Below are 19,212 nucleotides of genomic sequence, written 5' to 3'. Positions count from 1 at the left end.
CTAGATCGAGTGCCGCAGGACCGGCGGGCAGGTGACGCGCTGCGGCCGGGCGGCGTCGGACGGGTCGATGCCGAGCAGCAGCCGCACCCCGGCCGCACCCAGCTCGTAATGCGGGAGCGCCACAGTGGACAGCGGCGGGCGCAGGTGCGCGGCGATGACGTCCTGGTTGTCGAAGCCCATGACCGCGATGTCCTCGGGGATGCGCAGCCCCCGCTCGCGCAGGCCGTCGTAGAGGCCCATCGCCACCCGGTCGTTGTGGCAGAACACGGCAGTCGCCTTGGAGGCCAAAACCTCAGGTGTGGCGGCGTACCCGCCCTCCTGCTCCGGCGCGGCCGGGAACACCAGCGCCTCGTCGAAGGCGACGCCCGCCGCTTCGAGGGCCGCGCGGTACCCGGCGAGGCGCCCGGTCCGCGCCGGGGACGGCGTGGTCGTGTTGATGAACGCGATCCGGCGGTGACCGGCGGAGAGCAGCTCCTCAGTGGCCGTACGCCCGCCCTGCTCCTCATCCGGCACCACGGCCGCCAGGCCGCTGCCCTCCGCATAGCAGTCCACGAGCACCGTGTCGGTCTGGTGCAGCACTTCGGGAACGGCGATCTCGCGGTGGTACCAGGTCGAGTAGAGGATGCCGCGCACCCGCTGCTCCAGCATCATCGCGATCGCGTCGTTCTCTACGGCCGCATGGCCTTCGGTGTTGGCGACCAGCAGCACGTACCCGTGCTTCCACGCCTCGTCCTGCGCGCCGTGGATGATCTGGCCCGCGAACGGCGTCGTCGCGATCGCGTCCGCGACCAGCCCGATGAACCGCGACTTCCCCCGCGACAGCGTGCTCGCCAGCGCGTTCGGCCGGTACCCGAGTGCGGCGACCGCCTCCAGCACCCGCTGCCGGGCGTCGTCGCCGATCCGCGCGCCGGGCTTGTCGTTCACGACGTGCGAGACCGTCGCGACCGAGACTCCGGCGGCTTTCGCGACGTCGCGCATGGTCACGTTCGCGCTGCTCTTCTGCTCTGGGGTGCTCATCCCTTGGTCGCTCCGCTCTCGATCCCGTTGATCATGGCCTTGTTCAGGACGAGGAATACCAGGAGCAGCGGCGTCACCGTGACGCACACGGCCGCGAACGTCGCGGTCCAGTCGGTGTTGCCCATCGCCCCGATGTAGTTCTGGAGGCCGAGCGGGATGGTCTTGAGCCCGTCCGAGAGCACGAACGTGTTCGCGAAGATGAAGTCGTTCCAGATGAAGATGCTGTTGACGAGCACCACGGTGATGATCGTGTTCACCGAGAGCGGGAAGGTGATCCGCGTGAAGATCCGGTACGGGCCCGCGCCGTCGAGCGACGCCGCCTCGTACATCTCGCGCGGGATGTACTCGTAGAACGACGAGAACAGGTACACGGCCATCGGCAGCGAGAACGCCGCCAGCGGCACGATCATCGACAGGTGCGTGTCGAGCAGGCCCACTCGCGAGTAGTCGATGAACAAGGGCACCAATGCGATCTGCACCGGGACGATGACGCCGAGCAGGAACAGCGCCCGGACGGCGCCGCTGCCCCGGAAGCCGAGCACCTGGAGCGCGTACGCGCCCATCATGCCGGCGATGACGATCAGTGCACTCGCGCCGAGCGTCACGATGAGGCTGTTGACGATGTTCAACCCGAGGTCGCCCGCGTCGAACGCCCGCGCGTAGTTGTCCAGTGTGTACTCGCTGGGCAGTGCGAACGGGTTGCCGCCCGCGAAGTCCGAGGCGGTGCGGAAGCTCGTCAGCAGCAGCCACGCGAGCGGGTAGACCTGGGCGATCACGATGAGCACGATCGTCGCGGTCAGCAGGAACCGCTGCGCGCGCAGGCGCGGCGAGCGCCTCACCGCCGGGGCCGGGGCCGCGGTTTCCGTTGGCCGGGTTCGCAAGGCCGTGGTCACGATTCGTCCCTTCGACGGAGCAGCAGGAAGATGAGGCCGACCGCGACCAGGCACTCGACGACGATGAACACGGCGATCGCGCTGGCGTACCCGTAGTCGGTGTGGACGAACGCGGTCTTGTACATGTAGGTGGTCAGGAGCTCCGAGGACTGGCCGGGGCCGCCGCCGGTGAGTAGGTACGGGATGTCGAAGCCGCGCAGGGCGAACGTCGTGGCCATCACCGTGGTGGTGATCCACACCGGATGGATGTACGGGAAGCGGATGCGCCAGAACGTCTGCCACCAGGTCGCGCCGTCGAGCCGCGCGGCCTCTTCGAGCTCTTTGGGCACCGCGATGAGCGCGGCGTACACGATGAGCATGTAGAGCCCGGTGAAGCGCCAGCCTTCGGGGGCCGACACGGCCGCGAGCACGGTGTCCACGTTGGAGAGCCACGCGGTCTGGAGGCCGTCGAGGCCGACCCAGGCGAGGCCCTGGTTGAGCAGGCCCACCGGTTCGATCGAGTAGATCCGCTGGAACAGGAACGCGATGGCGACCGTGGAGATGATGGCGGGCAGCAGGTACAGGGTCCGCACGAGTTCGCGTACTCGCGGGAGCGCCGTGAGGAGCCCGGCGACGGCGAGCGCGCCCCCGAGCTGGAGCACGAGGCAGATCGCGAGGTAGCCGAGCGCGTTGGCGAACGCCGTCCAGAAGACGTCGTCGCGGGTGAGCATCTTGGCGTAGTTGTCGAGGCCGACGAACTCCATGTCGGTGATGCCGTCCCAGCTGAAGAGGCTCAGGAAGAGCGACTGCAGGATCGGCAGCAGCACGGCCGCGCCGTAGAGCAGCAGCGGCGGGACGAGGAACACCGCGACGGAGAGCGCGGAGCGGCGCGGCAGCATCGACTTCGGTGCGGGCCGCCCCCGCCGGGGCGGGCGCGCGGCGCCCGTCCCGGCCTGTGCGAGGTCAGCCATCGAGGTTCTCCATGAGGGCCGCGTCCATGGTCACGATGAACTCGTCAGGGGTGGTGTCGCCCTGGACGAGCAGGGTCAGCTCCTGCTGGAGCCGGGTGTTGGTGGCCGGGTCGAGCTGCGTGTCCCACGGCATCGCGATGGAGACGCCCACGCCGTCCGACTGCTCCACCGCACGCGGGTACAGCTCGGTCGCGTCGGCGGGAACCGTGGTCGCGGCGCTGGTGGTGGGGGAAAGGGCCCCGGTAGCGGCGTACAGCTCGGGGTAGCGTTCGAGCGCGAACGCGAGGAAGTCGCGCACGAGCGGGTCGTAGGTCTTGGCGTTCACGGCCATGCCGATGCCCGAGGGCGTCACGTACTCGTTGTCGGCGGTGACGGCGCCTTCGATCGTCGGCAGCGTGAAGTAGTCGACCGAGTCGCGCACGGCGGGGTCGAGCGCCTCGGTCGCGAGGTTGCCGAGCTCCCAGGTGCCGATGTTGTAGACGGCGGCGTCGCCGGAGGTGAAGAGCGCCTGCGCGTCCGCATATCCCGTGGAGGAGAACCCCTCCTGGAAGCAGCCAGCCTGCCCTAGCGAGTAGAGCCATTCGACGGCCGCGCGGCCCGCCGGGTCGCTGAACGAGGCCTCGCCGTTCTTGAGGTCCTGGATGTACTCCGGGCCCGCCATGCGGAACGGGTAGTAGGCCATGTACCGCTCCAGCGGCCACTGGTCCTGCCCGTCGAGGGCGATCGGCGTGACGCCTTCGGCGCGCAGCGCCTCGCACATCGCGGGGAAGTCGTCGAGGCTGGAGGGGACGCCGACCCCGGCCTGCTCCAGGAGCGCCGTGTTGTACCAGAAGAACTCCAGCTGGAACTCGAACGGCACCATGTAGAGCGAGCCGTCGTCGAAGCGCTGGTAGTTCAGGGCCGCATCGCGGTACTCCTCGGCGAGGCCGAGGTCCTCGAGCAATAGGTCCACGTCCATCATGCGGCCGGACTCGGCGAGCTTCTGCGCGAACGGGGTCGCGTCGGTGTCGAACAGCTCGGGCAGCTGGTTCGCGGCCGCCAGCGTCTCGTACTTCTGGATGTACGAGGGCCGGTCGGGGGTGGTGATGAGGTTGAGCGCGAACCCGGGGTGCTCGGCGGCGTACTCGTCGGCGATCTGCTGCATCGCGGTGATCACCCCGCCGTCGGCGGGCCGCGAGAGCAGCCAGGAGATCTCGCGGGCGACGATCTCCCCTTCAGGGTTCACGTCGGCGGGGTCGGCGCCGCCGGTCGTGCCGGAGCAGCTGGCGAGGACGAGGAGTGCGGCAGCGGCGGCGGCGAGGCTTGCCGCTGCCCGGTTGGGCGTCTTCATGGTCGAATCTCCATTGATCTGATGAGCAGGGCTCGGTGGGCTGGGCTGGGCATGGTTCAGTTCGCGGCGGCGAGCAGCGCATCCGCTTGGGGCGCAGGCGCTTCGACGCGGGTGTGAACCGCGAACGCGGTCACGACGGCCTCGCCTTCGCCGACGAACGCGCCGAGGCGGCCGGTCGGGCGGTCGTAGAGGCGGGTGCTGAGGACGACCGAGTCGTCCACGGTGGCGACGCACAGGTCGCCGTCGACGACGACTTCGAGTTCGTGCTCGCCGGGGCCGAGCGGGACGGGGCGTTCGAGTTCCACGTGGAAGGGCACGTCGCCGGAGATCTGCCACTGCTCGCCGCCGGTGGTGCGGCGCGGCCAGCGGTCGAACACGAGCCGCCCGCGCTTCGGTTCGAGCCGCAGCGCGTAGCCTTCGTCGCCGTCCGCGCTGGCGCGCAGCAGGACGCCGCATTCGGTGGTGCGCGCACCGATGTCGAACTTCGCGACGAGCCGGAACGACTCGGGCGCTTCGGTATCGGCGAGCACGTCCGCGTACCCGTCGGGCGCGCGGAGCACTGTGCCGGGGACGATGGCATCCGCCCCATCGGCGAAGGTGCGGCGCAGTTCCTCGGCGGGGTGGAACGCGAGCGTGCCGTCGGGGCGCTGCTCGGCTTCGAGCACGGACATCGTCCCGGCCCACTGCCAGGCGCCGTCGTCCCGTGAGCCTTCACGGGAGGCGATCCAGCCGAAGAAGAGGCGGCGTCCGTCGCGCTCGGCCGATTTCGCGGCGTAGAACGCGCGGCCGTCGAGCGTGTCGTGCTCGGGCGTGATCCAGGGGCCGTGGAGGCTGCGGCTCATGCGGTAGCGCGTGGTGAAGGCGTCACTGAACTCGGAGTAGACGAGGTACCACCACTCGCCCCACTGGAACACCTCGGGGCATTCGTGCGCGATGTAGCGGCGCGGGTCCCAGAACGGCGCCGCGGGTTCCCAGGTCTGGAGGTCGCGGGAGGTGCACTGCGCGATCACGCCGCGGCGCCGGGCGGGCCCGTCCGTGTGCCGTGCGGTGATGAGCATCCGCCACAGCCGTGCCTCGCCGTCCCAGAAGACGAACGGGTCGCGCCAGTCGTTGCTCTCATAGCCCGCGGTGGCCCCGAACGTGTCCTCGGGGCGGCGCTGCCAGGTCGCCATGCCGTCGCGGCTCGTCGCGTGCAGCACCAGCTGCGGCGCCTTGCCGTCGCTGCCGAGGCGCTCGGGGTTGTGGCCGGTGTAGAAGGCGTGGTGGACGCCGTCGGCGTCGAGCACGATGCTGCCGGTGTAGATGTTGAAGTCGGCGGCCTCGGGCCCGCCGGACGCGATCGCCGGCCCGGTCTCGCGGAAGTCCACCAGGTTCTCGGTGAGGACGCGGTGCCAGGGCATGCCGTCCTTCGGCGTGCGGCGCGACTCGTACAGATAAAAGAGGTGGAAGACGCCGTCTTCCTGCCAGGGGATGACATCTCCCACCCAAGCGCCTTCCGGCCGGTAGAACCCGCGTCGGCTCATCGTCGCCTCTCCACAGTCGTACCGATACCAGTTGGTTAATCGGTTACGCAGGACTGTATTTCGGGTTTCCGGCAGTGGTCAAGCGGTTAACCAAGGTTAATTTCTTAACCTGCGCGCGGGAGGGTACTGTGCCCACGGGCGGCGCGGGCCGCCCTCGACCTGCGGCCGAGCCGCACCTCGGAAGGGAATGCATGGGCCGCAATGAAGTCGGCGCCGGGAACGGCGCCCCGTGACCGGCGGGCTGCTGTGGGGCCTGACGGGCCTGGCGCTGCTCGACTCGGTCAACGCCGCCACCATCTGGATCGTCATCGTGATCCTGCTCGGCGCGAAGCGCCCGGCCCCGACCGGCTGGGCGTTCATGCTCGGCGCGGCCGCGTCCTTCCTGGCCATCGCCGTGGCCCTCTACTTCGGCCTGTCGATCGCCGACTCGGCCGTCGAAGACTTCACACTGTGGCTGCGCCGCGCACTGTTCATCGGACTCGCCGTCGCACTGGCAGTCATGGGCGTGCGCAGGCTGCGGCCCCGCGAACGCAAGGGCTACACGCTGCCGCCGTGGGTGAACGCCTGGAGCGCACTGCCGTTCGGGGTGCTCGCCACCATCGGCGACCTCCCGAACGCGTTCCCGGTGGTCCTCGCCGTCGAACGCCTCATCGACGCCGACATAGCGGCCCCGGCCGCCGTCGCCGTCCTCGTCGGCTACACCCTCGTCTACGCCCTGCCGTCCGCACTGATACTCGCTGCGGGCCTGGCGTTCAACGAGGAACTGCGTGAGCAACTCCAGTCGATGCTCGGCGGGCACACCGGGACCGCCGCGCCGAGCCCGAAAACCGCCGCGGCCTGCTTCGCGGGGGCCGCCGCGAGCCTCGCCGTCCTGCTCCTGTGGACCGGCTGAACCGGCCGGACCGCACCGACCACCACCGCAGTGGCAGTGACAGTCGTATACAAGGCCCACGCGCCTGACCGACTGTGTCGGCCTTCACAGCCGAGTGCTGTCAGCAATCGCGCCCCCGTCCGGTTCAACTTGCGAACCCGCGGCAGCGCGCCGCAAACGACAGCACGCAAAGGAAGAAGCCATGAACAAGGTCTGGTTCATCACCGGTTCGTCGCGCGGTCTCGGTCGCGAATTCGTCGCAGCGGCCCTGGGCCGCGGCGACAGGGTCGCCGCCACCGCCCGCGGCATCGAGGGCTTCGGCGACCTGGTCGACAAGTACGGCGACGCGGTCCTGCCGCTCGCGATGGACGTCACCGACAAGGCCGCGGTCGCCGACGCGGTCGCTGCGGCCGTCGCGCACTTCGGCCGGATCGACGTGGTCGTGAACAACGCCGGGTACGCCCAGATCGGCGCCGTCGAGGAACTGACCGAAGCGGACCTGCGGGACCAGATGGAGACCAACCTGTTCGGCGCCGTCTGGGTCGTCCAGGCGGTCCTCCCGTACCTGCGCGAGCAGGGGTCGGGCCACATCATCCAGCTCTCGTCGGCGGCCGGCCTCGTCGCGATGCCCCTCGGCGCTGCCTACCACGCGTCGAAGTGGGCCCTGGAGGGGTTGAACGAGGCGCTGGCGGCGGAGGTCGCCGGCTTCGGGATCAAGGTGACCATTGTGGAGCCCGGCGGGTTCGCGACCCGGAAGGGCAAGAACCCCGACCCGCTCGACAACGGCCACATGGCGACCGCGCACCCGGCCTACGTGCCGCTTCGGGCCAAGCTCGCCGAGGCGGTCAAGGGCCAGCCCGCGGGCGACCCGGCCGCGTCGGCGCAGGCCCTGCTCAAGCTGGTCGACCTTGAGACGCCGCCGCTGCGGGTCCTGTGGGGCCTGGGCTTCTACCCGCTGCTCCAGAAGGTGTACGCCGACCGGCTGCAGCACTGGGCCGACTGGCAGGAGCTCTCGCTCGAGGCCCAAGGCGACCTGACCGTCCCGGAGTGAAACGCGCTCGGCCCGGTCCCGGCCGCCACAGGTCAGGTTCCGGCGATGTAGCCCTCGAGCTGCTGCTTCTCGAATTCGAGCTGGCCGATGCGGTTCTTCACCACGTCGCCGATGCTGACGATGCCGACGAGGACGCCGCCGTCGGAGACGACGGGGACGTGGCGGATGCGCTCCTCGGTCATGAGCACCATCAGGTCCTCTATGGAGTCGTGAACGATCCTGGTGTGCACGTTCGCGGTCATGACCAGCGAGACGGGCGCGTCCAAGAGATCGGGCCGCGCATGCAGGCCCCTGGCGACGTCGCGTTCGGAGACGATCCCGGCGACCGTGGCGCCGTCGTCGCTGACGACGAGCGCGCCCACGTTGTGCTCGGCGAGCTTGGCCACCAGCGAGCGGACCGAGTCGTCGGGCCGGATGGTGACGACGGCAGCGCCTTTCGATCGCAAAATATCACTAATGCGCACAGAGGCCCTCCTGTTCGTACAGTGAGTAGCTTTCGAGCATACCGCCGCACAGCCTGGAAGAACACCCGCAAATCAGGAGACGGTGACGGTGACGCTGTGGAGGCCGGTGGCGCCGTCGGGGATGACGCCGTGGACTTCGCTGGTCTGGACGGCGCCGTCGCCGTCGGTGGCCCGGACGGTGAGGGTGTGCTCGCCGTCCGGGGCGTTCCATTCGAAGAGCCACTGCCGCCAGGTGTCGCCGGTGGCGACGTCGGAGAGTTCGCACGGCTGCCAGTCGCCGTCGTCGATCTTGAGGTCGACGGCGCTGATGCCGCGGTGCTGGGCCCACGCGACCCCGGCTACGACGACGGTGCCCGCGTTGGCTTTCGAACGGGGCGTGTCGATGCGGGACTGGGTCTTGATGGGTTTCGGTGTGGACCAGCCGCGGGTGATCCAGTACGCGTCGTAGGCGTCGAAAGTGGTGAGTTCGAGTTCGGTGAGCCACTTGGTGGCCGAGACGTACCCGTAGAGGCCGGGGATGACGAGGCGGGCGGGCCAGCCGTGGTCGACCGGGAGGGGTTGGCCGTTCATGCCGACGGCGATCATGGCGTCGCGGCCGTCGAAGACGAGGTCGGTGGGGGATCCGGCGGTCCAGCCGTCGGAGGAGCGGGAGACCAGCTGGTCGGCGGCGGGGTCGACTCCGGCTTCGGCGAGGAGCGCGGCGAGGGAGACGCCGAGCCATCGGGCGTTGCCGACGAGGTCGCCGCCGACCTGGTTGGAGACGCAGCACAGGGTGATGTCGCGTTCGATGAGCTCGCGGCCGAGGAGGTCGTCCATCGTGTAGGTCCGCTCGGTGTCGACCATGCCGTGCACGCGGAGCGACCAGTCGTCGACGTCGATCCGCGGGACGGTGATGGCGGTGTCGATACGGTAGAAGTCGCTGTTCGGCGTGATGTAGGTCGAGAGGCCCTCGGTCTCGAAGTCGGCGACCGGGCCGGGTTCGACGGCGGGCGCGTCGGGTTCGGGGAGGACGAGCTGGTCGCGGTCGGCTTCGATCGCGGCCGGGCCGATCCGGTTCGCCCACCAGGACGCCCCGAGTGCGGCCGCGGCGACGCCGCCGACGGCGGCGAGGAAGCCGCGCCTGCCCGTTACCGTGCGCTTGGCATCGCGTGCGGCCCACCATTGGAGGGCCAGCAGGACCACGGCCCCGGCGAGGATCGAGGGGATCGCGGCGGCCGCGCCGAGGCCGGGCCGGGTGACGGCCGCGATGGCGCCGACCGCGGCGAACGCGATGACGGCGGCGCGCGCGGGCCAGGGCCTGGTCTGCCACAGCCTGCCGATGCCGCCGCCGAGGACCGCGACGCCGATGGCGAGACCGATCACGAGCAGTGGCTTGTCGAGGGTGCCGACCAGGTCGATGAACCAGTGCGCGATCTCGAGCGGCACGATGGCGACGACGGTGTCGCTCAGCGCCGACAGCGGCGCCGAGCGCGGCGCGGTGAGGGCCGCGGCGAGATGGCCGACGGCGAGCCCGGCGAGGGTCGCGAGGAGCCCCGCGATGCCCCAGGTACGCGGCGATGCGTGCTGCGAGTTGTCCACGCTTCTATTCTGAACCGCTCAGCGCCTGGATGTCCGGCGTCGGTGCTTACGTTCCGCTAAACAAAGCGAGCGCCTGCGCGAAGTCCTCGACGAGGTCTTCGGGGGCCTCGATGCCAGCCGAGAACCGGACGGCCTCGCCCGCGATGCCGTGCGCCGATTCAGGCACGGAAAGCCTGGTCACGAGCGATTCGACGCCGCCGAGGCTCGGCGCGGCGTACGGCAGCCGGAGGCCTTTGACGATGCGGTAGGCCGCGGCCGCGCCGCCGGAGGGGACGAACGTGACGACCGAGCCGAAACCGTCGAAGAGCGCCGCCGCCCGCTCGTGGTCGGGGTGGTCCGGCAGGCCCGGGTAGCGCACGGCCGCGACCGCGTCGTGCCCGGCGAGGAGTTCGGCGACCGCTTGCGCGTTGTCGTTCGCCCTGCGTACGCGTAGCGCGAGCGTTTTGAGGCCGCGTGCGAGGAGGAACGCGGCGTGCGGGTCGAGGCTCGCGCCGTAGGAGCCGAGGACCGACGCGACGCGATTGATCCGTTCGCGCGAGCCGGTCACCGCTCCGGCGGCGATGTCCGAGTGGCCGTTGAGGGCCTTGGTCGCGGAGTGGCACACCAGGTCGAAGCCGACCGTGTGCGGGCGGAAGACCACGGGCGTCGCGAGTGTGTTGTCGATGATGGACACGAGGTCGTGCTCGCGGGCGAACCCGGCGGCGCCGACCAGGTCGCCGACCTGGACGAGCGGGTTGGTGATCGTCTCGGTGAGCAGCGCCCGCGTGGCGGGCCGGAGGGACCGCCGCCAGGCGTCCGGGTCGCCGGGGTCGACCAGGTCCCAGGTCCAGCCGAGGCGGGCGGCGTGCTCGTCGAGGAACCGGCGCACACCGCCGTGGAACTCGCCGGCCGCGATGAGGTGGTCGCCCGTGCCGAGGGCACTGTGGAGCGCTGCGGTGATCGCGCCCATCCCGGAGGCGGACGCGACGGCCGCTTCCGCGCTTTCCAAAGCGGCGAGCCTGCGGTGCAGGTGGGCCTGGGTCGGGTTGGTGCCCAACCGGATGTACGGGGCCTCGCCCGCCGGGTCGGCTTCGAAGACCGTGCTCTGGAAGACCGGCGCGACCACTGAGCCGTTCGGGCCGGGGCGGGGCTCGCCGCCGTGCACGGCGAGCGTCTCGAACCGGGTTCGCTTGTCGCTCATCAGGCGAGGCTACGGCGGCGGCCGCCCCGGAATCCACGGTTTGACCTTACGTTTCGCTTACGTCGGCGCCGAGCTCCGGTATTGCCGCATCAAGCAGCGCCCGGACCTTGTGGAGGTTCGCCTCGAACACCGCGAAGACCGCCTCCTGGCTCACCGGTTCGACGTCGGGGTCCTCGGCGAGCCCGGCGTCGTAGTCGGTGACCAGCGCGATCCCGACGAACGGCAGGCCCGCCTCCATCGCCAGGGGCGCTTCGGGGCACTGGGTCATGTTCACGACGTCCCAGCCGCACTCGCGGTGCCATCGCGACTCGGCGCGGCTGGAGAACCTGGGGCCGTTGACGACGACGACCGTGCCGCCGTCGTGCGCCCTCACGCCGACCTCGGCGGCCGCGTCGAGGACGATCCGGCGCAGCCGCGCGTCGTACGGCTCGGCGAACGGGACGTGCACGGGGCCGTCGGTGAACTCGTCGTGGAACGTGGACTCGCGCCCCCACGTGCGGTCCACGACCTGGTCGCAGACGACGAAGTCGCCGGGGCGGATCTCGGGCCGCAGCGATCCGGCCGCGAACGGCGAGACGAGGGCCTTGACGCCCAGCTGCCGCATGGCGTCCACATTCGCCCGGTAGTTGACGCGGTGCGGCGGGAGGCGGTGGCCGGTGCCGTGCCGGGGCAGGAACGCGACGCGCCGCCCCTGCAGCTCGGTGAGGTGCACCGCGTCCGAAGGCCGCCCCCAGTCGGTCGCGATGTCGAGGGTCTCCGCTTGCGCCGCAAGGGTGTAGAAGCCGGAGCCGCCGAAGACGCCGACGTCGGCGCGGGGAAGGTCGTGCATGGGTCTCCTCATCGTGTTCGCGCGGCCGCACGGGCCCGCGCCAGTTGCGCGCGCATGTCCTTGACGGCGCGGAGCGTGCCGCCGACGGTGCCGGTGACCTTGCTCCTGCCGATCCTGGGCCGGTAGCCCACGGGCAGCTCCGCGATCCGCCAGCCGCCGAGCCCGGCGCGCAGCACCATCTCCAGGGGCCAGCCCGAGCGCCGGTCGGCGGTGCCGAGCGCGAGGAGCCGTTCGCGGCGGGCCGCGCGCATGGGACCGATATCGGTGACGTGTGCGCCGCAGGTGCGCCGGACCTGCCGTGCGAGGTACCGGTTCGCAAGGCGCCCATGGAAGGGCATCGCCCCCTTGTCCGCGTCCCTCGCGCCCAGGACCAGGTCGGCGTCGCCCGCGAGGACCGGCGCGCACACGGCGGGGAGGTCGGCCGGGTCGAGGGAAGCGTCGCAGTCCATGAAGGCCACGACCGGTGCGGTCGCGGCGGTGAGCCCGGCGTGGCAGGCCGCGCCGAAGCCCCGGTGCGACTCGATCACCACGAAGGCGCCGAGGGCGGCGGCGACCGCCGCGGAGCCGTCGTCGGAGCCGTTGTCCACCACGATCGGCCGGTACCCCTTGGGCATCCGTTCGAGCACCCACGGGATCGCGTCGCGTTCGTTGAGGACCGGCAGGACCACGTCGACCTCCGGGAGCAGGTCGCGGACGAGCGCGGCAGTGCGGGTGCCGGGCGCGAGTTCGGCGATGGCACGGGCATCCTGAGCGTCGTCGAGGTCGCGCAGCACCGGCAGGTCGGCGACGGCGAGGCCGAGCGCTTCCAAGCGGCGCTTCTGGAGACTCCCGGTGTCGGGCCTGCTCATCGGCACGCCCGTGAACGCCTCAGGGTGCGGGCGGGCCAGACCGAGCGCCCACCAGCCGCCGTCCTCGGCCATGCCGAGGGCCGCTTCGGCGCCGTCCGCAATGACCGCGAGTGCGGCGTCGAGCAGGTCCGGGGTCACCTGCGGCGTGTCCATGCCGATCTGGAGCCCTGGGCCGCCCGCGTGCGCCCAAGCCGCCGCGAGCCGCTCGTTGAACGTGCCTTCGACCTGCGGGAACACCTCGAATCCGGGCGGGAGCCACGGCCCCGGTTCGCCGTCGAGGGCCAGAAGCAGCTGGTCGGCGCCGCACGCCGCCACTGCCTCCAGGGTGTCCGCGAGCGCCGCCTCAGCGAGCAACGCCGCCTCCACAGTGGTCAACGGCGGCGAGAGCCGCGTCTTCGACCGGCCCGGGACCGGGGCCTTCGCCACGACGAGGAGATGCGTCCGCTGCATGCGGCCGATGCTACTGATCCGGAAGGCGCCCGGGGCCGCACCGATCCTTACGGTTCGCGAAAGTCTCGGCCGGTCGGATGACGCGGGCGGCAGTGATCGGGCATCGTAGTCGCATGGACTCCGACCCCGACCCGCGCGTGCTGGTCGTCGACGACGACCCCGCGCTCGCGGAGGTCGTCGCGCGCTACCTCCGCCGCGACGGCTACGAGGTCGACTACGCCGCCGACGGCGCCACGGGCCTCGAACGCGCCCTCTCCACCTTGCCTGACCTCGTCGTCCTCGACCTGATGATGCCGGGCATGGACGGCTTCGAAGTGTGCCGCAGGCTCCGCGAGGCCACCGCGATCCCGGTGGTCATGCTGACCGCGCGCGGCGAGGAGAACGACCGCATCACCGGCCTCGACCTCGGCGCCGACGACTACGTGACGAAGCCGTTCTCGCCCGGCGAGCTCGCCGCCCGCGTCCGGGCCGTCCTGCGCCGCACCGCGTCCCAGGCCCTGCCCGCCCCGGTCCTCCAAGGCGGCGGCGTCGCCGTCGACACCGCCGCACACCGCGTCAGCCGGGGCGGCGCACCGCTCGACCTCACGGCGAAGGAGTACGACCTGCTGGTGTGCTTCCTGACCAACCCCGGGCGGGCCTTCCGCCGCGAGGAGCTGCTGGAGACCGTGTGGGGCTGGAGCATCGGCGACACCTCCACCGTCACCGTCCACGTGCGGCGCCTGCGCGAGAAGATCGAGGACGACGCCTCCGCGCCCCGCCACCTCACGACCGTGCGCGGCGTCGGCTACCGGTGGGAGCCCTGATGCGCCGCTTGGCGAACCGGCGGGCGGGCTCGCTCCTGATCCTCGCCGTGGCGCTCGCCGCCGCCACCGCGCTGGCGTTCGCCTTTGACTTCCCGCCGCGCGACATCGCCGTGCTCGTCGCTGTCGCGGCGGCCGCTTCGGCGATCGCCGGGGCCATCGGCGGCGCGGTCCTGCGGCGGCTGCGCGGGCGCGGCGCCCGCGTCCAGACCATGACCGTCGCGCTCTCCTCGGTCCTGGTCGCCGCGTCCGGCGTGGTCACGGCGGCACTGGCGATGTTCATCTCCTACCACGACCTGGTGCTGCTCTTCGTGGTCCTCATCGTCGCCTCCGGCGTCGCGTTCGGGGCCGCGTGGCAGCTCGGCGACGACATCGGCGCGGGCGCCGAGCAGGTGGGCGCGTACGCCCGCACCATGGTCGGCAGCGACGGCCGCATCGCCGCCGAGCTCGCCCCGTCCGTCACCGGCCCCGGTGAACTCGCCGCCCTCGCGGGGGAGCTCGCCGACGTCTCCCGCCGCCTCGACGAGTCGCAGCGGCGCGAACGCGCCCTCGAAGCGTCCCGGCGGGAGCTCATCGCCTGGGTCTCCCACGACCTGCGCGCCCCGATCGCGACGATCCGCGCGATGGCCGAGGCCCTCGACGACCGCGTGGTCGAGGACGACGCCGCCGTCAAGCGCTACCACGCCCAGATCCGCACCGACGCCGAGCGGCTCACCGCGCTCGTCGACGACCTCTTCGAGCTCTCCCGCATCAACAGCGGCACGCTCCAGCTGGGACGCGAGCAGGTCGACCTGCGCGAGGCCGTCGCCGACTCCCTCGCCGGGGCCTGCGCCGCCGCCGAACTCAAGGGCGTCAACGTGATCGAAAGGCTCAATGCGCTCCCGCCGGTCGACGTCTCGGCCCGCGAATGCTGCCGCGCCATCGCCAACCTGCTCGACAACGCGATCCGCCACACCCCGGCGGGCGGCACGGTCCTCGTCGAGGCCGCATTCGACCGCGACGCCGCCGTACTGTCCATCCAGGACGAATGCGGCGGCATCCCCGAGGCCGACCTGCCGCGCGTGTTCGACATCGCGTTCCGCGGCGACGAGGCCCGCCGCCGGGACGAACGCGGCGGCGGCCTCGGCCTCGCGATCAGCCGCGGCCTCATCGAAGCCCACGCGGGCGCCGTGACTTGCGCCAACACCGACCGGGGCTGCCGCTTCACCGTCCGGCTGCCCGCCGGAGCCCGCCGGTGACGGCCCGCCGCGCGGCACTCGGCGCCGCCGCCCTCGCCGCGTGGGCGCTGCTCCTGGCCGGGGCCTGGCTCCTCGGGCAGGTCAAACTCGCGAACACCGAAGGGAACCTCGAACTGGGTGCCATGCCCCTGTACGGCACCTGGGAGTGGCACCTCGACGCCTCGCTGCTCGCGCCGATCGCGTTGGGCACGTTGATCATCGCCGCACTGCCTGTCGCGTGCGCGCGGCTGCGCTGGCGGTACGCCGCCGCCGTCACCGCGCTCGCGGGCACCGCGTTCAGCATCGCCCTGGGCTTCGCGCACTCCCACCCTTGGACCTGGGCGGACCTCGACGGCCACTACGCGGGCCACGTCCACCTCGTCGACGACGCCGGGGGAGCGGGGCCGTTCCTCGCGGGCTATATCGAGCAGCAGCTCGCCGGGGCGTACTCGGTGCACCTCCAGTCGCACCCGCCCGGGCTGGTCCTGTTCTTCTGGGCCGCAGCCCGGATCGGCCTCGAAGGCCTCTGGTTCCAGAACACCGTCGTCAAGCTCGCGGTGGCGGCCGCGATCGCCGCCGCGCTCCAGATCGGTCGGGACGTCGCGGGGGAGCGGCTGGCGCGGCGGGCCGCCCCGTTCCTGGCGCTCGCGCCCGCCGCGTTCTGGCAGAACAACGCCGACATGATCTTCGGCGGCGTCACGCTCACCGCCGTCGCGTGCCTCGTCCTGGCCACGAACCGGACCGGCGCCCGTTCGGCGGCATTGACCGTGGCGGGCGGCCTGGTCGCGGGGGCCGCGCTCATGCTCTCGTTCTCGGCCGCGCTGCTGGCGCTTCCCGTTGTGGCCGTTGCGGTCTGGCGCCGACGCTGGGGCGTGCTCGTGGGCGGCGGGGCCCTCGCCGCGGCCGTCGTCCTCGCCCCGCTGCTGTGGGGGTACTGGTGGCTCGACGGCCTCCGGGCCACGCGCGTGCGCTACTACGCGGGGGTCGCCTCGCTCCGCGGGTACTGGTACTTCCTGCTCGCGAACCTCGCGGTGTTCGCGCTCGCGCTCGGCCCGGCAATCGCCGTTGCCCTCGCCCGGCTACGCAACCGCCGCATGTGGATCGTCGTCGGCTCGTGCCTCGCGGCCGTAGCCATCGCCGATGTCTCGGGCATGTCCTCGTCCGAAGTGGAGCGGATCTGGCAGCCGTTCGTCCCCCTCGTGCTCCTGGCGGGCGCCGCCCTGGCCCGCCCCCGGGCGTGGCTGGCGCTCCAGCTCGCCGTCGCCGTCGTCCTCGCCGCCGCACTGCGCGTGCAGTGGTGACCCAGAGAAAGGCAGCCTTATGCGGGTACTCGTCACCGGCGGCGCCGGGTTCATCGGCTCCGCGGTCTGCCGCAGGCTGATCGACCGGGGCGACGAGGTCGTTGTCCTCGACTCCCTTGCGGCGCATGTCGAACCGCCAGCGAACCTGCCCGACAGCGTGGAGCTCATCGTCGGGGACCTCGCCGACGAGGACGCGGTCCGCCGCGCGGTCGAAGGCGCGGACGCGGTCTGCCACCAGGCCGCGCGCGTCGGCCTCGGCGTCGACTTCGACGACGTGACCGCCTATGTCGCGGACAACGACACGGGCACCGCGAACCTGCTGCGGGCGCTCTGGCGCCAGTCTTTCACCGGCCGCCTCGTCGTCGCCTCGTCCATGGTCGTCTACGGCGAGGGCCGCTACCGCTGCCCCGACCACGGCGACGTCCGCGCCGCGCCCCGCACCGCCGCCGACCTCGACGCGGGCCGGTTCGACCCCCGCTGCCCCGCGTGCGGCACCGGCCTGGCCTGGGCCCCGGTCACCGAGGACGCCCCGCTCGACCCCCGGAACGTCTACGCCGCCACCAAAGTCCACACCGAGCACCTCGCGTTCCTGTACGGCCGCGAGACCGGCGCGCCCGTCTGCGCGCTGCGCTACCACAACGTGTACGGCCCCCACATGCCCCGCGACACCCCGTACGCCGGCGTCGCCAGCATCTTCCGCAGCGCCCTCGAATCAGGCGAGGCGCCCCGGGTCTTCGAGGACGGCGCGCAGACCCGCGACTTCGTCCACGTCGACGACGTCGCCCGCGCGAACCTCGCTGCGCTCGACTCGGACTGGACCGGGGCGGCCAACATCGCCAGCGGCGAGCCGCACACCGTGGGCGACATGGCTGCTGCGCTCGCCGCCGCGTTCGACAGTGCTGACAACAGTGCCCCGGCGCCGGTCGTGACCGGCGGCTACCGGCTCGGGGACGTCCGCCATATCGTCGCCTCCCCGGACCTCGCCGCCGACGCGCTCGGCTTCCGCGCCCGCGTCGGCTTCGCCGAAGGCATGCGCGAGTTCGCGAAAGCCCCGCTGCGCCGGGCCTGACCGGCGCTCACCCGCCCGCGGCTCGTCGTCGCCTAGCTCGTCGAACTACGCCGCGCCCGCGCCTGACGTGCACCGTTCAACGCGGCTGAACGCACCATTCGGTAATCGCCATTGCCGCCCGCCGCACCCGCCGCCACACTTGACCCGACCGGGGCGCAGCCCTACCCACTGACTTTGGAGCACAGCAATGAACGACGACTGGGACGTGATCATCGTCGGCGCGGGACCGACCGGCCTGATGCTGGCGGCGGAGCTGCGTCTCGCCGGAGTGCGGCCGCTGGTGCTCGAGCGCAAGACCGAGCGCCGGGACACCCCGAAAGCGGGCGGCCTCGGCGGCCAGATCCTGGAACTGCTGCGCTACCGGGGCCTCCTGGAGCGGTTCGAGGCCGCCTGCACCGGGCCCGCCCCGGCGCCCCGGTTCCCGTTCGGCGGCGTGCACCTGGACCTGACGGTGCTCCAGGACCCGCCGATGCACGCCCTGGCGCTCCCGCAGCAGCAGCTCGAACTGCTCCTGGACGAGCGGGTCGCCGAACTCGGCGTCGAGGTCCGCCGCGGCCACGAGGTCACCGGAGTGGACCAGGACGACGACAAAGCCATTGTGGAAGTGCGGAGTCCTGAAGGGCCGCAACGCCTCACCGCCCGGTACGTCGTCGGCGCCGACGGCGCGCGCAGCCCCGTCCGCGAACACGCCGGCATCCCCTTCCCCGGCACGGCCTACCCCGAGGTCAACCGCCTGGCCCAGGTCACCCTCCCCGAAACAGCGACCGTGCTCCCCGACGGCAGCGTGGACTTCCCGGGCCTCGGCACCATCAGCGCAGGCTTCACCCGTACCGAGCAGGGCCTCTTCGGCCTCGCCGCCTCGCCCGACACCGACGTCGTCTCGTTCTTCACCACCGAGGACGAAGACACCGAGTACGACGACGACGTGCCGATGACCCTCGAGGAACTGCAGGACAGCGTCGAACGCGTCCTCGGGTTCCGCCCGCCCGTGCACGGCCCCCGCCGCCTGTCGCGGTTCACTTTCAAAGCGCGCCAGGCCGAACGGTACCGCCAGGGGCGCATCCTGGTCGCGGGCGACGCGGCCCACCAGTTCCCCGCCACCGGCATCGCCATCAACGCAGGGATGCTCGACGCGGTCAACCTCGCCTGGAAGCTCGCCGCCGAGGTCCACGGCCGGGCCCCCGACGGCCTCCTGGAGACCTACCACGCCGAACGCCACTTCGCCGGTGAGCGCACGATGCTGCACACGCAGGCGCAGGTCGCGCTCAGGCGCGGGCACGACGCCGCCGCCGAAGCCCTCCGCGCGGTCTTCCAGGAACTCCTCGCCGACGAGCCCGCCCTGCTCCGCATGGGCGCCTTGATCGCCGGGGCCGACATCCGCTACCCGGTCCCCGGCGCCGACCGCCACCCGCTCACCGGGGCCTTCGCCCCCGACCTGGCACTACGCACTGCTGACGGCGTGACCAGCGTCGCCGGTCTCCTGCACGCCGCACGCCCGGTCCTGCTCGACCTGGCCGACCGCGCCGACCTCCGCGAGGCCGCCGCGAAATGGCACGACCGGGTCGACCTCGTCACCGCTACTGCCGACGACCGCCCCGCCGACGCCCTCCTGATCCGCCCCGACGCCCATGTCGCATGGGCCGCACCGGTAGACGAGGACACCGACACGGCGGTCCCGTCCCTGGAGCAGGCCCTCACCGACTGGTTCGGCGCGCCCTGAGCCGGGAACGGGGGGGGGGGGGGGGGGGGGGGGGGGGGGGGGGGGGGGGGGTTTTGGGGGGGGGGGGGGTTCCTCGTTTGTAACGCGGGGGCGAAGCGAGGGGTGATACGTTCCCCACCCC

At 71.9% G+C, this 19,212-nt stretch carries 17 protein-coding genes; 7 read left to right on the top strand and 10 right to left on the bottom strand.

Annotated features, from left to right (window positions below; translation table 11 throughout):
* The 5 genes from ACZ60M_RS22800 to ACZ60M_RS22780 all read right to left on the bottom strand — a co-directional run bounded on the left by ACZ60M_RS22800 (position 1) and on the right by ACZ60M_RS22780 (position 5,713).
* On the bottom strand, positions 1–1,017 hold the full coding sequence (locus ACZ60M_RS22800; protein ID WP_465421118.1) for a LacI family DNA-binding transcriptional regulator: 1,017 nt from the start codon (positions 1,015–1,017) through the stop codon (positions 1–3).
* Positions 1,014–1,856: a carbohydrate ABC transporter permease gene (locus ACZ60M_RS22795; protein ID WP_465421148.1), complete on the bottom strand. Its 843-nt coding sequence runs from the start codon at positions 1,854–1,856 to the stop codon at positions 1,014–1,016. The genes ACZ60M_RS22800 and ACZ60M_RS22795 overlap by 4 nt, the downstream gene beginning before the upstream one ends.
* A gap of 50 nt (positions 1,857–1,906) precedes the next feature.
* Positions 1,907–2,788, bottom strand: coding sequence for a carbohydrate ABC transporter permease (locus tag ACZ60M_RS22790; RefSeq protein WP_465421147.1), 882 nt, complete (start codon positions 2,786–2,788; stop codon positions 1,907–1,909).
* A 64-nt stretch (positions 2,789–2,852) separates the two neighbouring features.
* Positions 2,853–4,190, bottom strand: a complete 1,338-nt coding sequence (locus ACZ60M_RS22785) for an ABC transporter substrate-binding protein (RefSeq protein WP_465421116.1) — start codon at positions 4,188–4,190, stop codon at positions 2,853–2,855.
* A 56-nt stretch (positions 4,191–4,246) separates the two neighbouring features.
* The gene (locus tag ACZ60M_RS22780) at positions 4,247–5,713 is read right to left on the bottom strand and encodes a family 43 glycosylhydrolase (protein ID WP_465421114.1); all 1,467 of its coding nucleotides are present in this window, start codon (positions 5,711–5,713) and stop codon (positions 4,247–4,249) included.
* Between the two features lie 229 nt (positions 5,714–5,942).
* Between ACZ60M_RS22780 and ACZ60M_RS22775 the strand changes: the two genes are divergently transcribed.
* On the top strand, positions 5,943–6,605 hold the full coding sequence (locus ACZ60M_RS22775; protein WP_465421112.1) for a GAP family protein: 663 nt from the start codon (positions 5,943–5,945) through the stop codon (positions 6,603–6,605).
* 181 nt (positions 6,606–6,786) lie between these two features.
* Positions 6,787–7,635 (top strand): SDR family NAD(P)-dependent oxidoreductase, encoded by an 849-nt coding sequence (locus ACZ60M_RS22770; protein WP_465421110.1) that lies wholly within the window; start codon positions 6,787–6,789, stop codon positions 7,633–7,635.
* Between the two features lie 32 nt (positions 7,636–7,667).
* Here ACZ60M_RS22770 and ACZ60M_RS22765 read toward each other — a convergent pair whose 3' ends face one another.
* The 5 genes from ACZ60M_RS22765 to ACZ60M_RS22745 form a co-directional block, all read right to left on the bottom strand.
* Positions 7,668–8,099: a CBS domain-containing protein gene (locus ACZ60M_RS22765; RefSeq protein ID WP_465421108.1), complete on the bottom strand. Its 432-nt coding sequence runs from the start codon at positions 8,097–8,099 to the stop codon at positions 7,668–7,670.
* Positions 8,100–8,171: 72 nt separating this feature from the next.
* The gene (locus ACZ60M_RS22760; protein WP_465421106.1) at positions 8,172–9,677 is read right to left on the bottom strand and encodes a molybdopterin-dependent oxidoreductase; all 1,506 of its coding nucleotides are present in this window, start codon (positions 9,675–9,677) and stop codon (positions 8,172–8,174) included.
* Positions 9,678–9,723: 46 nt separating this feature from the next.
* Positions 9,724–10,857: a trans-sulfuration enzyme family protein gene (locus ACZ60M_RS22755; RefSeq protein ID WP_465421104.1), complete on the bottom strand. Its 1,134-nt coding sequence runs from the start codon at positions 10,855–10,857 to the stop codon at positions 9,724–9,726.
* A 46-nt stretch (positions 10,858–10,903) separates the two neighbouring features.
* Positions 10,904–11,686: an MTAP family purine nucleoside phosphorylase gene (locus ACZ60M_RS22750; protein ID WP_465421102.1), complete on the bottom strand. Its 783-nt coding sequence runs from the start codon at positions 11,684–11,686 to the stop codon at positions 10,904–10,906.
* Positions 11,687–11,694: 8 nt separating this feature from the next.
* Entirely contained in the window at positions 11,695–12,984 is a 1,290-nt protein-coding gene (locus tag ACZ60M_RS22745) for a DUF2064 domain-containing protein (RefSeq protein ID WP_465421100.1), read from the bottom strand.
* A 113-nt stretch (positions 12,985–13,097) separates the two neighbouring features.
* Here ACZ60M_RS22745 and ACZ60M_RS22740 point away from each other — a divergent pair, with 113 nt between their 5' ends.
* From ACZ60M_RS22740 to ACZ60M_RS22720, 5 genes are all read left to right on the top strand, one after another.
* Entirely contained in the window at positions 13,098–13,787 is a 690-nt protein-coding gene (locus ACZ60M_RS22740; RefSeq protein ID WP_465421098.1) for a response regulator transcription factor, read from the top strand.
* Complete coding sequence (locus tag ACZ60M_RS22735; RefSeq protein WP_465421097.1) at positions 13,787–15,022, top strand: sensor histidine kinase; 1,236 nt, start codon at positions 13,787–13,789, stop codon at positions 15,020–15,022. The genes ACZ60M_RS22740 and ACZ60M_RS22735 overlap by 1 nt, the downstream gene beginning before the upstream one ends.
* Positions 15,019–16,302, top strand: coding sequence for a hypothetical protein (locus tag ACZ60M_RS22730; RefSeq protein ID WP_465421095.1), 1,284 nt, complete (start codon positions 15,019–15,021; stop codon positions 16,300–16,302). Before ACZ60M_RS22735 ends, ACZ60M_RS22730 begins: the two co-directional genes overlap by 4 nt.
* Positions 16,303–16,321: 19 nt before the next feature.
* On the top strand, positions 16,322–17,371 hold the full coding sequence (locus ACZ60M_RS22725) for an SDR family NAD(P)-dependent oxidoreductase (RefSeq protein ID WP_465421093.1): 1,050 nt from the start codon (positions 16,322–16,324) through the stop codon (positions 17,369–17,371).
* Positions 17,372–17,558: 187 nt separating this feature from the next.
* The gene (locus tag ACZ60M_RS22720) at positions 17,559–19,091 is read left to right on the top strand and encodes an FAD-dependent monooxygenase (RefSeq protein WP_465421092.1); all 1,533 of its coding nucleotides are present in this window, start codon (positions 17,559–17,561) and stop codon (positions 19,089–19,091) included.
* Positions 19,092–19,212: the final 121 nt, after the last annotated feature.

It is taken from the genome of Glycomyces sp. NPDC050141 (assembly GCF_055586545.1).
This window is presented reverse-complemented; position numbering and strand designations above follow the sequence as displayed.

Coding starts and splice junctions, on each gene's coding strand:
- ACZ60M_RS22790 (WP_465421147.1), bottom strand. CDS start 2,788: ATGCTGCCGCGCCGCTCCGCGCTCTCCGTCGCGGTGTTCCTCGTCCCG.
- ACZ60M_RS22740 (WP_465421098.1), top strand. CDS start 13,098: ATGGACTCCGACCCCGACCCGCGCGTGCTGGTCGTCGACGACGACCCC.
- ACZ60M_RS22735 (WP_465421097.1), top strand. CDS start 13,787: ATGCGCCGCTTGGCGAACCGGCGGGCGGGCTCGCTCCTGATCCTCGCC.
- ACZ60M_RS22800 (WP_465421118.1), bottom strand. CDS start 1,017: ATGAGCACCCCAGAGCAGAAGAGCAGCGCGAACGTGACCATGCGCGAC.
- ACZ60M_RS22780 (WP_465421114.1), bottom strand. CDS start 5,713: ATGAGCCGACGCGGGTTCTACCGGCCGGAAGGCGCTTGGGTGGGAGAT.
- ACZ60M_RS22770 (WP_465421110.1), top strand. CDS start 6,787: ATGAACAAGGTCTGGTTCATCACCGGTTCGTCGCGCGGTCTCGGTCGC.
- ACZ60M_RS22755 (WP_465421104.1), bottom strand. CDS start 10,857: ATGAGCGACAAGCGAACCCGGTTCGAGACGCTCGCCGTGCACGGCGGC.
- ACZ60M_RS22750 (WP_465421102.1), bottom strand. CDS start 11,686: ATGCACGACCTTCCCCGCGCCGACGTCGGCGTCTTCGGCGGCTCCGGC.
- ACZ60M_RS22745 (WP_465421100.1), bottom strand. CDS start 12,984: ATGCAGCGGACGCATCTCCTCGTCGTGGCGAAGGCCCCGGTCCCGGGC.
- ACZ60M_RS22720 (WP_465421092.1), top strand. CDS start 17,559: ATGAACGACGACTGGGACGTGATCATCGTCGGCGCGGGACCGACCGGC.
- ACZ60M_RS22785 (WP_465421116.1), bottom strand. CDS start 4,190: ATGAAGACGCCCAACCGGGCAGCGGCAAGCCTCGCCGCCGCCGCTGCC.
- ACZ60M_RS22725 (WP_465421093.1), top strand. CDS start 16,322: ATGCGGGTACTCGTCACCGGCGGCGCCGGGTTCATCGGCTCCGCGGTC.